The organism is Methylobacterium sp. Leaf100 (assembly GCF_001422845.1).
Taxonomy (GTDB): Bacteria; Pseudomonadota; Alphaproteobacteria; order Rhizobiales; family Beijerinckiaceae; genus Methylobacterium.
Map to the genome: position 1 here is coordinate 98004 of NZ_LMMW01000045.1, position 13353 is coordinate 111356.

14 protein-coding genes are annotated in these 13353 nt (G+C 69.9%); 1 reads left to right on the top strand and 13 read right to left on the bottom strand.

What is annotated here, in order from left to right:
* Positions 1-91: 91 nt before the first annotated feature.
* From ASF25_RS16495 to ASF25_RS16510, 4 genes are all read right to left on the bottom strand, one after another.
* Complete coding sequence (locus tag ASF25_RS16495; protein ID WP_156369043.1) at positions 92-1222, bottom strand: COX15/CtaA family protein; 1131 nt, start codon at positions 1220-1222, stop codon at positions 92-94.
* 321 nt (positions 1223-1543) lie between these two features.
* Positions 1544-1750, bottom strand: a complete 207-nt coding sequence (locus ASF25_RS16500) for a hypothetical protein (RefSeq protein ID WP_348271336.1) — start codon at positions 1748-1750, stop codon at positions 1544-1546.
* An 86-nt stretch (positions 1751-1836) separates the two neighbouring features.
* Positions 1837-2022 (bottom strand): hypothetical protein, encoded by a 186-nt coding sequence (locus tag ASF25_RS16505; RefSeq protein ID WP_056173484.1) that lies wholly within the window; start codon positions 2020-2022, stop codon positions 1837-1839.
* Positions 2023-2275: 253 nt separating this feature from the next.
* Complete coding sequence (locus ASF25_RS16510; RefSeq protein ID WP_056305956.1) at positions 2276-4084, bottom strand: adenine deaminase C-terminal domain-containing protein; 1809 nt, start codon at positions 4082-4084, stop codon at positions 2276-2278.
* A gap of 286 nt (positions 4085-4370) precedes the next feature.
* Here ASF25_RS16510 and ASF25_RS16515 point away from each other — a divergent pair, with 286 nt between their 5' ends.
* On the top strand, positions 4371-4628 hold the full coding sequence (locus tag ASF25_RS16515) for a hypothetical protein (protein ID WP_056173479.1): 258 nt from the start codon (positions 4371-4373) through the stop codon (positions 4626-4628).
* 78 nt (positions 4629-4706) lie between these two features.
* On the opposite strand, the gene ASF25_RS16520 is transcribed toward ASF25_RS16515, so the two are convergent.
* The 9 genes from ASF25_RS16520 to ASF25_RS16560 form a co-directional block, all read right to left on the bottom strand.
* Entirely contained in the window at positions 4707-4928 is a 222-nt protein-coding gene (locus ASF25_RS16520; RefSeq protein ID WP_056305958.1) for an alkylphosphonate utilization protein, read from the bottom strand.
* Between the two features lie 15 nt (positions 4929-4943).
* Positions 4944-5147 (bottom strand): hypothetical protein, encoded by a 204-nt coding sequence (locus ASF25_RS16525; RefSeq protein WP_056173473.1) that lies wholly within the window; start codon positions 5145-5147, stop codon positions 4944-4946.
* Between the two features lie 144 nt (positions 5148-5291).
* Positions 5292-6056: an SOS response-associated peptidase gene (locus ASF25_RS16530; RefSeq protein WP_056305961.1), complete on the bottom strand. Its 765-nt coding sequence runs from the start codon at positions 6054-6056 to the stop codon at positions 5292-5294.
* A 105-nt stretch (positions 6057-6161) separates the two neighbouring features.
* A complete protein-coding gene (locus ASF25_RS16535) occupies positions 6162-7844 on the bottom strand; it encodes a methyl-accepting chemotaxis protein (RefSeq protein WP_056305963.1) in 1683 nt (560 codons plus the stop codon).
* Between the two features lie 94 nt (positions 7845-7938).
* Positions 7939-8943 carry a magnesium transporter CorA family protein gene (locus tag ASF25_RS16540; RefSeq protein ID WP_056173463.1) on the bottom strand — a complete coding sequence of 335 codons (1005 nt, stop codon included), beginning with the start codon at positions 8941-8943 and terminating at the stop codon, positions 7939-7941.
* Between the two features lie 10 nt (positions 8944-8953).
* Positions 8954-9826: an NAD(P)-dependent oxidoreductase gene (locus tag ASF25_RS16545; RefSeq protein ID WP_056305965.1), complete on the bottom strand. Its 873-nt coding sequence runs from the start codon at positions 9824-9826 to the stop codon at positions 8954-8956.
* Positions 9827-9835: 9 nt separating this feature from the next.
* Positions 9836-10684, bottom strand: coding sequence for an SDR family NAD(P)-dependent oxidoreductase (locus ASF25_RS16550; RefSeq protein ID WP_056262199.1), 849 nt, complete (start codon positions 10682-10684; stop codon positions 9836-9838).
* Positions 10681-11436: an enoyl-CoA hydratase-related protein gene (locus ASF25_RS16555; RefSeq protein WP_056305966.1), complete on the bottom strand. Its 756-nt coding sequence runs from the start codon at positions 11434-11436 to the stop codon at positions 10681-10683. The genes ASF25_RS16550 and ASF25_RS16555 overlap by 4 nt, the downstream gene beginning before the upstream one ends.
* Before the next feature lie 72 nt (positions 11437-11508).
* The gene (locus tag ASF25_RS16560) at positions 11509-13260 is read right to left on the bottom strand and encodes an acyl-CoA dehydrogenase (protein WP_056305968.1); all 1752 of its coding nucleotides are present in this window, start codon (positions 13258-13260) and stop codon (positions 11509-11511) included.
* Positions 13261-13353: the final 93 nt, after the last annotated feature.

Sequence of the window (13353 nt, forward strand, 5' to 3'; positions counted from 1 at the left end):
CGCCCTCTTCCGAGCCGCGTGCGCGTCGACACGGAGCGCGAGAAGGCGGTGGATTGGAATCCGTCGCGCGCGCGAATTCCGTTCGGCGGGATCAGGTCGCGCGGTTGGTCAAGGCCTCGAAGCCGAAGGCCGGTGCCGCTTCGGGGCGCATCGGCCGAGCCGTCACACCGGGGCTCAGGCGGGCGTGGACCGTCGCCATCGTCAGCACCGCCATGGCGAAGACTTGATGGCTCAGCCCGGCCCAGAGCGGAACCGCGAGAAGCAGGGTCGTGATCCCGAGGGCGGCTTGCGCCAGGACGAGGACGGCCACGCCGGTGGCGCGCCGTGCCGTGCCGCTGCCCGGCAGGGTCCGCCGCGCGTCGACGGCATGGAGAATTGCCACGGCAAGGAGGACATAGGCGATCAGGCGGTGGTCGAGTTGCACCAGGGCATGGTTGTCGACGAAATTCTCGATCCAGGGCCGGACGGCGAACAACTCGGCCAGGGGCGGCGCGAAGGCACCGTCCATCCCCGGCCAGGTGTTGTAGACGAGGCCTGCCTTCGATCCGGCGACGAGGCCGCCGAGGAAGATCTGCGCCAACACCAGGGCCATCACGGCCACGGCCGTGCGGTTGAGCCTGGCCGGCACCGGCGCGGAGGGGGCGGCGCGCAGGCCGGCGGCGAGCCAGACGAGACCGGCGAGGATGAGGCTCGCGGTGGTGAGATGCAGGGCGAGTTTCAGCGGGGCGACCGCCGTCATGCCAGGCTCGAGGCCGGACGCGACCATGATCCAGCCGATGGCGCCCTGGAGACCGCCGAGGAGGCCGAGGCCAAGGAGTCCGAGCCCGAGGCGCCGGCTCAGGAGCCCACGCCACCAGAACCACAGCAGGGGCAGGAAGAATACGAGGCCGACGAAGCGTCCGAGGAACCGGTGGCCCCATTCCCAGGCGTAGATCGTCTTGAAGTCGGATAGGCCCATCCCCTGGTTGAGGATGCGGTATTGCGGAGTGCCCTTGTACTTGTCGAACTCCGCCGTCCAGGCCTCGGCCGAAAGCGGCGGGACGGCGCCCGTGACCGGACGCCATTCGGTGATGGATAGCCCGGAGCCGGTGAGGCGCGTGGCCCCACCCACTGCCACCATGCCGACCACGAGAGCCGCGAGCACGTAGAGCCAGACACGTACGGCACGGTATTCGCCCGCGCGGCGCGTGTGCTCCTGGCCGGCTGCATGTCTGGACATCATCGCGCCATCCCGTCCGCCACCCGACGATCCCTATCGGAGACCGGGGAGGTAGACGCAGGCTCGCGCGAGGGCAACGCCCGTTGGGGACGCAGCGGCCTCGTACGGAAGGCCGCTATTCGGCGGCGGCCAACTCCCGGCTGCGGTTCAGCGCCATGAGATCGAGGAAGGCCACCACGAGCCAGGGGCAGGCGATTCCGATGAAGAAGGCCATCCGTATTGCCTCGTTCCGCGTGACGATGCCCGATGATAGGCCACTGGCGCCGCACCGCAAGCGGTCAAACACGGCGTGACGGTCGAGGCGCTCTCACGCCACGGGCGGCCTCACGCCATGGCAGCCATGGTCCACCGGAGCGCGAGGCCGACCAGCACGCCGCCCCCGAGGCAGCGCCGCCAGGGATTGACGCCGCGGGCGACCTCGTCGACGGCCCAGACGACCAGCGCCCCCAGGCCGACACCCCGCAAAACCGTCCCCGCCGGGCCGGCCGGGGCGAAAGCCCAATCCGCTCCCGTGCAGAGGCCGAACATCACGAGCGGCGCATTCGGCCATTGGGCGACGGTGATCGCGCCGGTGCGTCGGTCGCGGAACCACCAGTCGCGCGCGCGTGCGAGGGCGCTCAGATGCGTCGCGCCCCGTCGGCCTCGCGCATGGGCTCGCAGATCTTCGGGCTCAGCTTATCGAGATGCTCGCAGGCATTGCGCAGGTACCAGGCTCGCATGTCGGGTTGCGAGGGCGCCACGTACATCCCGACGAGGATGAACGCGATGGCGCCGACGATGACGAGGGTGAGTAGGCTACGCATGGAGTCGCTCCGGGGGATCGGGCCGTGGGCCTGCCGATAAAGGGGCTCGCCGATGCCCCGGCCCGCGCCCTTCGCTGCTCGTGGACACAGGAACCTCTCAACGCGCGAGGGCGCAAAAAGAAGCAGCCCGCCGCCGCTTGGGCGAACAGGCTGTTTGAAAGGCTTGGGAGGAAGCGAGGCTGTTGAGACCCTGACTTACAACCCGCGCTAGGGTTGGCCAGTTCCTCGCGAGCCGGCAAAAATAACACCGGGTTCAGGAGGCCTCGAACAGGGGCACGATGCGCATCCCCGGGACGAGGACGAGGCCCTTGTCGGTGATGCGGATCTCGGGAATCACCGAGAGCGGGATCAGGTTGAACCCCATATAGGGAATGGTGCACCCGGCGCGCGTCCAGGCGTCCTTCAGGACACGGACTTCCCCGGCCACCGCCGTGACCCGCTTGTCGGAGAGGAGACCGGCGACCGGCAGGGGCACCAGGGCGACGACGGCTCCGTCCTCCACGACGCAGACCCCGCCCTGGATGGTGCCGATGGCGTCGAGGGCCACGCGCATGTCGGCCTCGTTCAGGCCGGCGACGATCACGTTGTGCGAATCGTGGCCGACGCTGCTCGCCACCGCGCCGCGTTTCAGCCCGAACGCCCGCAGAAGCCCGTGCGCGACGGTGCCGGAGCGGCCGTGACGTTCGATCACCGTGACGAAGGTGAGGTCGTTGGCGGCCAGCGTCGTCGGCCAGTCGGCGCTGGGGGTGAGGTCGAACACCTCGTGGGTGAGTTCGATGCCCGGAAGCGTGGTGCGGATGGCGTTGACCCGCACCGGACCCGCCGGCAACGCCGGAACCAGGCCCGGCAGCGGATCGGGCAGGTGCACCGTCGCGTAGGCCGGGGCCGGGTAGCGGTAGGGCTGCGACAGGGCGGCGTCGAGGAGCGGGGTGATCGACCGGTCCTTCACCACGCATTCCCCGCCATACCAGGTCGATTGCGGCACGAGATCGTCGCCGAGGAGGACGAGATCGGCGCGTCGTCCGCCGCCGAACCCGCCGATCTCGCCGTCGAGGCCGTAGCGCGTTGCCGGGTGGAGCGAGCCCATGGCCCAGGCCTGGGCCTTCGGGATGCCGAGGCGCACGGCCTCGCGCACCACCCAGTCGAGACCGAAGGCGAGGAGGTCCTGCGCGTCGCGGTCGTCGGTGCAGACGCAGACGCGCTTGGCCGAAGCGCCGTAATCCAGCACCGTGCCGATGGCCTTCGGAAGGCTGTGCCACGGCGTCGTCGGTGGCCCGCCGCGCAGGTAGATCCAGATTCCGGCTTCCAGGAGGTCGTCGGCGATATCCCGGTCGATGGCCTCGTGGGTGTCGGTGACGCCGCTGGCCGCGTAGGCGGACACGAAGCCGCGCCCGTAGATGTGTCCGGAGACCGGACGACCACGCTCCAGCGATGCCGCGATGATGGCGTGCGCGCGCGGATCGCCCTCGCAGACGGCGACGAAATCCATCTTTTCTCCGAGGCCGATGGCTTCCGGCCACTGGTCGAACAGGGCCGCGATCTTGGCCGCCGTCAGGTCGCCGCCGGCGGTTTCCAGATCGGGTGAGGTCGCCGGCACGGTGCTGGGCACCGTGAGATAGATGTTGAGCGGGGCCTGACGGGCATCCTCCAGCATCCATTCGACGCCGTTCACATCGAGCACGTTGCCGATTTCGTGGCTGTCGCACACGATGGTGGTGGTGCCGTTGAGGAGCGCGGCCTCTGCATAGGCGCAGGCCGTCACCATGCTGCTCTCGATGTGCAGGTGCGGATCGACGAGGCCCGGCGCCAGAAGGCCCCCGCCGAGGTCGATGCGCTCGGCCGAGCCCCGATAGGTTCCCGCCGGCATGACGGCGGCGATGCGGCCGCCGCCGATCCAGACCTCACGGTCGGGCAGGATGCGGTCCGAATAGGTGGAGAGCAGGCGGGCCCCGGTGAGGACGCGATCCGGCTCGGCCCGCCCCGAGGCCACGGCCGCGAGTTGCCGCGTCATGCTGGCGAGGGGCGCGACGGAAAAGCGCGTCAGGTTTGATTTCTCGGTCATGCCGGCTCCCTGGGCATCCGCGGCTGTCGCTCACGCGATCCTGCCGAGGGGCACGGCGCGTGCCAAGATCCCGCAGGGAGTCGGCACGGCCGGCCCCGAAACGGGTTGCCAACCGCCCGTCGCGATCCCATCTAAGGCTCATGCCGGTCGCGACCCACGTCGCTCGACCGGAGACGGCCACGATGACGGTTTGGGGTGACGCCGGATGTACGCGCACCTCGGGCCTCTCCGTGGCCGTTGGCTTTTGCCCTATCCCTTTGTTCCAGCGTCCGAGCATCGTCCCGTCATGGCCAAACGCACGAAGTCGAAACCGCAGGAGCGTGGCTCCGTCCTGTTCGATGTCCTCTACGAGGACGAGTCCCGCGCCTCGAACCGGCGCGTCCCCATGGAAATCCTCGGCGGCCTCGACGGCGATGCCCCGGCGCGGGAGATCATCGAGGAGCAGGACCGGGTCATCGCCGAGAAGTCGGGCCGGCCGCTGAAGCCGATCCGGAGCCTGACCCGTTCGCCGATCCGCGTGCCGAGCGCCGTGACGGGCGACTGAAGCGACCAAGGCTCCCGGGGCGGCCGGTCCGAAGCAACGGCCGCCCGCGCCTGGGTTCGCCTCAGGACCGGGTTCGCCTCAGGACGAGGCCTTCTTCAGGAACTGTGTCTTCAGAACCAAGCCTTTGACCTTCTCGGCGTTGCACTCGATCTCCTCGGGATCGCCGGTCAGGCGGATGTTCTTGATGAGGGTCCCGCGCTTCAGGGTCGTCGAGGTTCCCTTCACCTTGAGGTCCTTGATCAGGGTCACCGCATCGCCGTCCGTGAGCTTGGTGCCGTTCGAATCCTTGGTCTCGTCCATGACCGTGTCGCGCCGTCAGGCCATCGGCGGGGTGTAGGGCTGTCCCGCATCGGTCAGGGCCCGGTCGACCGCCTCGATGGCGAGGAGAATGCGCATCAGGTCTTCGGCGGCCGAAGCGGCGGCGAGTTCGCTGGCGCCGATGCGCTTCGACAGGGCGCTGCGCTGCCGGGCCAGACTGGCACGTGCCCGGTTCAGGTCGGCGATGTCCTCGGGCGTCATGGTCTCGTCTCCCCGTTCTGTGGTCGGGCGGGGCCGAACCGGCCGATGGACCGTTTCGGCCCCGCATGCAGTGTTGCGAGCGATGCCGCCTTTGGCCCCCCGACGCAACGTCGGAAATCACGGCGCCCTTCGGAACGGCCGGTCTCAGAACAGCGAGCCCTGCGCGTCCTCGTCGCTGGAGCGTGGCCGATCTTCCGCCGGCATGCCGGGGGCCTCGGGCGCACCCTTCGGCTTCTCCAATGGCACGACGAGGTCCGGCCCATCGTTGCGGGCGTCGTTCACGCGCGGGCTCACGGGATCGAGCGTCAGCCAGTCGTCCGGGCATGGCCGGCACAGGGCGGCGGCCGAAGCGGGCTCGACGCCGCGCGTGTCGAGCCAGGGCTCGACCTGATCGCGCGACAAGATCGCCGGCATGCGGTCGTGGACCGCCGCCATGAGCCCGTTGGCGCCCGTGGTGACGATGGCTGCCGTATCGATCTCCGAGCCGTCGGCCCCGAGCCAGTTCTCCCACAGACCGGCGAGCGCCATCGGCGCCCCGTCGGCCCGGCGGATCATGAACGGCGTCCTCGTCGCCGTCTTGCCCGTGCCTTCGCGGCGCCACTCGTAGAACCCGTCGGCGAGGAAGACGCAGCGGCGGTGGCGCAGGGCCCCGCGAAACGTCGGCTTCTCGGTCATCGTCTCCACACGTGCGTTGATGACGAGGGGAAAGTCCTTCGGATCCTTGAGCCAGCTCGGCCACAGGCCCCAGCGCACGAGCCGGAAATGCCGGCTCCCGTTCTCGACGTGCACGATCGGCACCGGCTGGGTCGGGGCGATGTTGTAGCGCGCCGGAAAGTTCGGCTGCTCGGCATAGCCGTAGAACCGCCGGTAGAGTTCTGGCGACTGGAGAGCGAAGTAGCGTCCACACATGACGGGACGATCGGAAATCCAGTCCGGTTCGGCAAGGGGCGGCGAAGGTCGAGATCGACGGGCACGGTCACCGGAGGTGCGGGGTGCGCCTCCGGTGATTCACGGTCAGGCCGCGCGCACGCTGGAAAGGAAGCGTTCGACTTCCGAGCCGAGATGCTCCGACTGGCGCGAGAGGTCGGACGCGGAGGCCAGCACCTGGCTTGCCGCCGCACCCGTCTCCTCGGCGGCGGCCGCTACGCCCGCGATGTTCGCCGTGACCTCGCCGGTGCCGGTCGCGGCTTGCGCCACGTTGCGCACGATCTCCTGGGTCGCCGCGCCCTGCTCCTCGACAGCCGCCGCGATTGAGGTCGCGACCGTGCTGATCTCGCCGATGCGTCCGCGGATCGCCTCGATGGCCCGCACGCTCTCGCCCGTGGCGCCCTGGATCCGGGCGATCTGCGTGCCGATCTCGCCGGTGGCACGGGCGGTCTGGCCCGCGAGTTCCTTCACTTCCGTGGCCACCACGGCGAAACCCCGGCCGGCCTCGCCGGCCCGCGCCGCCTCGATGGTGGCGTTGAGCGCCAGAAGGTTCGTCTGCGAGGCGATGTCGGCGATGAGCTTGACCACGTCGCCGATGCGCGCCGTCGCGCCGCTGAGTTCCTGAACCAGGGCGGCGGTGGCACCCGCCTCGCGCACGGCCACTCCGGCGAGTTCGGCCGAACCCTGCACCTGGCGGCCGATCTCCTGAACGGACGAACCGAGTTCCTCGGCGGCCGCCGCGACCGTTTCGACGTTGGACGCGGCCTCCTCGGCGGCGGCGGCGACGGAGACCGACTGGCTCGCGGTTTCGGTGGCGGTGCCGCTCATGGCCTGCGCGGTCGCCTGCAGGTCGGCGGCGGACCGACCGACGGAGGCCACAACGCCGACGACGGCGCGCTCGAACGCCTCGGCCATTTCCTGCATGGCTCGGCGGCGCTGGGCCTCGGCGCCCGCGCGGGCCTGGGCGGTTTCGTCTTCCAGGCGTTTCATTCGAATGAGCCCGTCCTTGAAGATCTGAACGGAGTCGGCGATGCGGCCGATCTCGGTGCCGGTGCCCTGGTGAGGGATCGTCACCGCGAGGTCGCCCTTCGTCAGGCCGGTCATCGGCCGAACCACGGCGTCGATGCCATGGGTGACGCTGCGGACGATCAGGATCGCGAGAACGAGGGCGAGGGCAACCGCGAGGGTGAGGGCCGTCAACGCGATGGTCTTTGTCCGTGCCGTGAGGGCGTTGCCTTCCTCATGCGCCTTGAGGGCACCGGCATCGTTGATCTCGATGAGCTTCTCCAGGGCCGTCGAGGCCCGCCGACGCGGCTCGACCGCTTCGGACAGGTAGAGGTTGTAGCCGTCGCTGCCGTTCCGCGCCGCCGCGGCGATCCGGTCGGCGACGGCGAGAAAGCCGTTCACCTCCTTGCGAAAGGTTTCGAACTGCGCGCGCTCGGTCTCGGAACTGATCAGCCGCTCGTAGGCCTTCGTGAGGGCGGCGATCTGCTCGCGCCGTTTGCCCATGTCGGCGTCGATCTTCGCCCGGTCGGCCGCATCGGTCGTCTGCGTGGTGCGCAGCAGGCTGGTGGTGTAGCGCGCGAGCGCCGTGTCGATGCGTCCACTCGTCTGGATGCTCGGGAGCCAGTTGGTCTGAACATCGGTGAGTAGAGCATCGACCCGAGACAACCCCGTCACTCCGAGCCAGCCGATCCCGAGGATGAATGCCGTGATGATCGAGAAACTGGCAATCAGCTTCGCCCGGATAGTTACTTTCTGCAGTGACATCGACCCGCTCCGAAAACGTGCGACCGGCTACCGGAGCACGCTGAATGCCGGCATGATGCCGCGACATCCTTAACGGGTTGGTTCGAATACGCAGCTACAACCAGCGCTTCCAGCGGAAGAACACGTAAGGTAGCACGGCGGCGACCACCATCATCACCACCGCCATCGGGTAGCCGAGACCCCAGTCGAGTTCCGGCATTGCCTTGAAGTTCATGCCGTAGATCGAGGCGATGAGGGTCGGGGGCATGAACACCACCGCCATCACCGAGAACAGCTTGATGATGTTGTTCTGCTCGAGGTTCACGAGGCCGAGGGTCGCGTCGAGGAGGAACTGGATCTTCGAGGACAGGAAGGTGGCGTGCTCCTCGAGGGACTGGAGATCGCGCAGGGTCGAGCGCACGTCCTCGCGCAGCTCGCGCGGAGCCTTGGCGGTGCGGTAGGTCGCCGAGAGCGAGAGCAGGATGCGCTCCATGGAAACGAGGCTCTCGCGCTGTTTCGAGATCAGGTCGCCGTGGCGCCCGAGCGCCCGCAGCGTGTCCTGCAGGGCGGTGTTGCGGGCGGACGGGTCGGCCTTCTCCTCGAAGATCTTGCCCGACAGGCGGTCGATGCGCTCGCCCTGGAGCTGGAGCACGTCCGCCGCCCGGTCGATCACCGTCTCGATGAGGCCGGCGAGGATGGTCTCGCCGGACGGGATGGCGGAGGGGCCGTTGCCCGTCGAGCGCCCGGCGCGCTGGGTGTACATCCGGAACGCCTGCGGCTCCTCGTAGCGCACGGTGACGAGGCGGTTGCCGCGCAGGATGAAGGTGATGCCGGCCAGCCCCGGCTCGTCGCCGTCGCTGACCTTGCTCAGCACCCGGCCGGTCATGTAGCGCGCCCCGTCCTCGACGTAGAGGAGCTCGGAGGGCTCGATGTCCTTCATCTCCTCGCGGGTCGGCACCGAGATGCCCATGAAGGCCTCGACCTTCAGATCCTCCTCCCGGGTCGGGCGGATCATGTCGAGCCACACGGTGTCGTCGGGGATCGGGTCCTGCAATTCGAGGGAGGTGCGCTCGAGCAGGGTCTGCCCGGCGCCGGCGACCGGCTGGTGGATGAAGATCACGGGTTACGTCTCAGGCGAGGGCCCCGGGAGGCGGTGAACTCGCATCCGGTACGAAGAAGTCCGGAGCAAGGGGGACGTCGGGTGTGACGCGGTATTTTGTAAAGTCCGTGACACCCTGCTCCGCCAGGAACGTGTCGTCGATAAGAAAGCGCCCGGTGGTCTCCCGGGCCGGCAGGCCGAACAGGGCGTGGGCCGCGTCCGCGATGATCTCGGGCGTGCGGCTCGCCTGCATCAGGGCTTCGCCGCCGAGAAGGTTCCTCACCGCCGCCGTCGCGATGGTGGTGCGCGGCCACAGGGCGTTCACCGCGATGCCCTGACGGCGCAGTTCGCCCGCCAACCCAAGGACGCAGAGCGACATGCCGAACTTCGCCATGGTGTAGGCGAGGTGCGGCGCGAACCATTTCTCCGCCATGTCGAGGGGCGGCGACAGCATCAGGATATGAGGGTTCTCGGACTTTTCGAGATGCGGGATCGCATACTTGGACACCATGTAGGTCCCGCGCGTGTTGATCCCGTGCATGAGGTCGAAGCGCTTCATCTCCGTCTCGGGCGTACGGGTCAGCGAAATGGCGCTGGCGTTGTTCACGACGATGTCGATCCCCCCGAAGGTGTTCGCCGTGGTGGCGATGGCGGCGGCGACGCCGTCCTCGTCGCGCACGTCCACGATCAGCGGCAGCGCCCGCCCCCCCGCCGCCTCGATGGCGGCGGCGGCCGTGTGGATGGTGCCGTCGAGCTTCGGATGGGCCACGTCGGTTTTCGCCGCGATGGCGACGTTGGCGCCGTCCCGCGCCGCCCGCAGGCCGATGGCGAGCCCGATGCCGCGCGAGGCGCCGGTGATGAACAGGGTCTTGCCCTTCAGTGATCCGCTGCTGGGTCCCGTCATGGCGTCCTCTCAGGGTCCGATGTGGAAGCGCGCCGGGCGCGTGCCGTCGGCATCGGTGAAGCCGTACCGGGCGGCGAGGTCGCCCGCATGCAGGATGCGCCCGGCCTGCGCGGCGACGTCCGGGTCGGCGGCGAGCGCCGCCAGCGCGCGGCCGGCATAGAGCGGGCTCTCCGTGGCCATGTCGGCGTGCCCGACATCGATCACCCGTTCGGTGCGGACGAAGCCCGGCGACAGGCCGAGGGCCGTGACACCGTGCGGCGCCAGTTCCTGCGCGCAGGCGAAGGCGAGGCGGTTGGTGGTCGCCTTGGCCAGATCGTAGAACACGTCGCCGAGGTAGCCGGGCCCAGTGTCGAACGACACGATGGCGACGAGGCCGGCTTTCGCCGCGACCATGGCGGGCGCCACCGCGCGGGCGAGCAGCAGTGCCGGATAGGGTCCGCTGCCGAAGAACTCCGAGAATGGCTCGGCCGAGCGGCGCCAGAACGGGGTGCCCCAGGCGGCCCCGTCGGGATAGCGCTCGCCGTCATAGCCCTCGGCCCCGCCCCAGACGCTGGAGACGGCCACATCGATCCGGCCGAAGCGGCGCAAGGCCCAGTGGACCAGGGTGTCGACGGCCCGCTCACTAGTGTGGTCGCAGAGGTAGTGGTGGCCGGTGCCGCCGGCGGCGTCGACCATTCGGGCTGTGTCCTCCACGGTCTCGGGCCGTCCGTCCGTGCGCGGGCCGGTCTCGCTGGAGCGGCCGGTGACGATCACCGTGGCGCCGGCCTCGCCGAGTGCCTGGGCGATGCCGCGCCCGACGCCCCGCGATGCCCCGGCGACGAGGCAGACCTTGGCGCGAAGATCGGGCGCCGGGCTCACGCCTTGCGCGACCGGTTGAGGAAGGCCGCGAAGGCGCCTTGAGCCTCCGGCGAGCGCAGGCGCGCCTCGAAGGCCACGGCCTCCGTCTCCACCGCCGCCTCCAGGGCGGCCTGATCCCCCCGGATCAGGGCGCGCGTTGCCTGCAGCGGTCCCTTGGGAAGGGCCGCGAGCCGGGCGGCCTGGGTCATGGCGTGGTCGAGGAGCCGGCCGGCCGGAACGACGGCGTTGGCGAGCCCGAGACGCACGGCCTCGTCGGCATCGTAGGCTTCCGAGAACAGCAGGATTTCGGTGGTGCGCTGCAGGCCGATCCGGCGTGGGAGCAGGTAGCTCGATCCCGCCTCCGGTACGAGGCCGAGTTCCACGAACGGCATGCGGAAGCGCGCCGCCGGGCTGGCGTAGACGAGGTCGCAATGCAGGGTGAGCGTCGCGCCGATGCCGACCGCCACCCCATCGACGGCCGCCACCATGGGCGTCCGGGTCCGGGCGAGCTGCCGGATGAAGTGCAGGGCCGGCGAATCCTCGAACGGGTGCCGCGAGGCCTCGACGAAGTCGGACAGGTCGTTGCCGGCGCTGAACGCTCCGGGCGAGCCGGAAAACACCACGGCGCCAATGGCCTCCGACGCGTCGGCCTCCGCCAGGGCCTCGCGCAGGGTGTCGTACATGGCGCTCGTCAGGGCGTTGAGCTTATCGGGCCGGTCCAGGCGGATGAGGCGGACGCCGCCGGTGTCTTCGATGACGACGTGCTCGGTCATGGTGCTGTCTCGCCTGTCTTGCCGTTCCCTGCGCGCGGTCCCGTTCCCCTCCGCGGGAGGGGCGTCCCGCGCTCACCCCGCCAGGGCGAGGGCTGCCGTCTCGGTGAAGCCACCGCCGTCGATGACGCTGTCGGCGAGGCCGCTCGCCGCCGTCAGCTCGTTCTCGGCGAAGAACCGCGCCAGGGCGATCCGCCCGGCATGGGCTGGATCGGTCTCGCCGGCCTGGAGGGCGGCCCGTGCGGCGCGGGCTTCCCGTGCGAGGCAGGCCGCGCCCTGGACGAGGCCGAACAGGCGCAGATACGGCGTCGCCCCGGCGAGCGCCGTCTCCGGCCGGTTCGAGGCGAGCGCCGCCAGCTGAAAGCTGGTGGCCCGGTCGAGGCCCTCGATGCCGGCGCGCAAGCGGGCCGCCATATGGCCGTAGGCCGAATCGGCATCCTTCAGGAGCCCCTCCGCCACGCGGCGCAGGCCGGCGATCTGGGCCCGAACCGTGGCCCCGCCCTGGAGCGGCAGCTTGCGGCTGACGAGGTCGATGGCCTGAATGCCGTTGGTGCCCTCGTAGATCCCGAGGATGCGGGCGTCGCGCATGTGCTGGGCTGCCCCCGTCTCCTCGACGAAGCCCATGCCGCCATGGACCTGCACGCCCAGCGACGTGACTTCGTTGGCGATGTCCGTGGAGAACGCCTTGGCGACGGGGGTGAGGAGCGAAGCGCGATCGCGGGCGCCCTGCCCTTCCGGTCCCTTTGCCGCGTCGAGGGCGGCGGCGGTGAGGTAGCAGATGCCGCGGGCGGCCGCCGTGTAGGCCTTCATGGTCAGCAGCATGCGCTGGACGTCGGCATGCGCGACGATGGCGCTCGGGCCTTGCGCGCCCGGCGCTTTTCCCTGGCGGCGCTCGCGGGCGTAGGTCAGGGCGGCCTGCGTCGCCCGCTCGGCGATGCCGACGCCCTGCAGGCCGACATTGAGCCGGGCCGAGTTCATCATCGTGAACATGCAGGCGAGGCCGCGGTTCTCCTCGCCGATGAGCCAGCCGATGGCGCCGCCCGCATCGCCGAAGGCCATGGAGCAGGTCGGCGAGCCATGGATGCCGAGCTTGTGCTCGAGCCCCGAGCACCGCAGGTCGTTGCGGCTGCCGTCGGGCAGGATCTTGGGCACGAGGAACAGCGAGATGCCGCGGGTGCCCGCCGGTGCGTCCTTGAGCCGGGCGAGCACGAGGTGGACGATGTTGTCGGTGAGATCGTGCTCGCCGTAGGTGATGTAGATCTTCGCGCCGACGATGCGGTAGCGGCCATCGCCGACGGGCTCGGCGCGGCTGCGCAGCAGGGCGAGATCGGAGCCCGCCTGCGGCTCCGTCAGGTTCATGGTCGCGGTCCACTCCCCCGAGACGAGCTTGCCGAGATAGCGCGCCTTCAGATCCTCGGACCCGTGCTGCGCCAGGGCCTCGATGCCGCCGGCGGTGAGCAGCGGGCACAGGCCGAACGCGATGCTGGCCGCGTTCCACATCTCCGTGCAGGCGGCGTTGAGGAGGAGCGGCAGGCCCTGGCCGCCGTGGTCCGGATCGGCGGACAGGCCGTTCCAGCCGCCCTCCGTCCAGGTCCGGTAGGCCTCGCGCCAGCCCGGCGCGGTGGTGATGGCGCCGTCGGTAAGGGGCGTGCCGTGGCGGTCGCCGACGCGGTTCAGGGGTGCGATGACGCCGTCGGCGACGCGGGCCGCCTCGTCCAGGATGGTCCGGACATCGTCAAGCGTCAGGGCCTCGCCCAGGGTCGCGTCCAGTCCGGCGACGTGGCGCAGGGCGAACAGCATCTCGGAGACCGGGGCGCGGTAGGTCATGGAAGCTCCCTATGAGCGTCTTCTTGTGTCGCGCTTGATGCGCTTGGCGTATCGTTCGCCGCCCGTGTTTGACGCAAGCCTCGGCCGGACGCT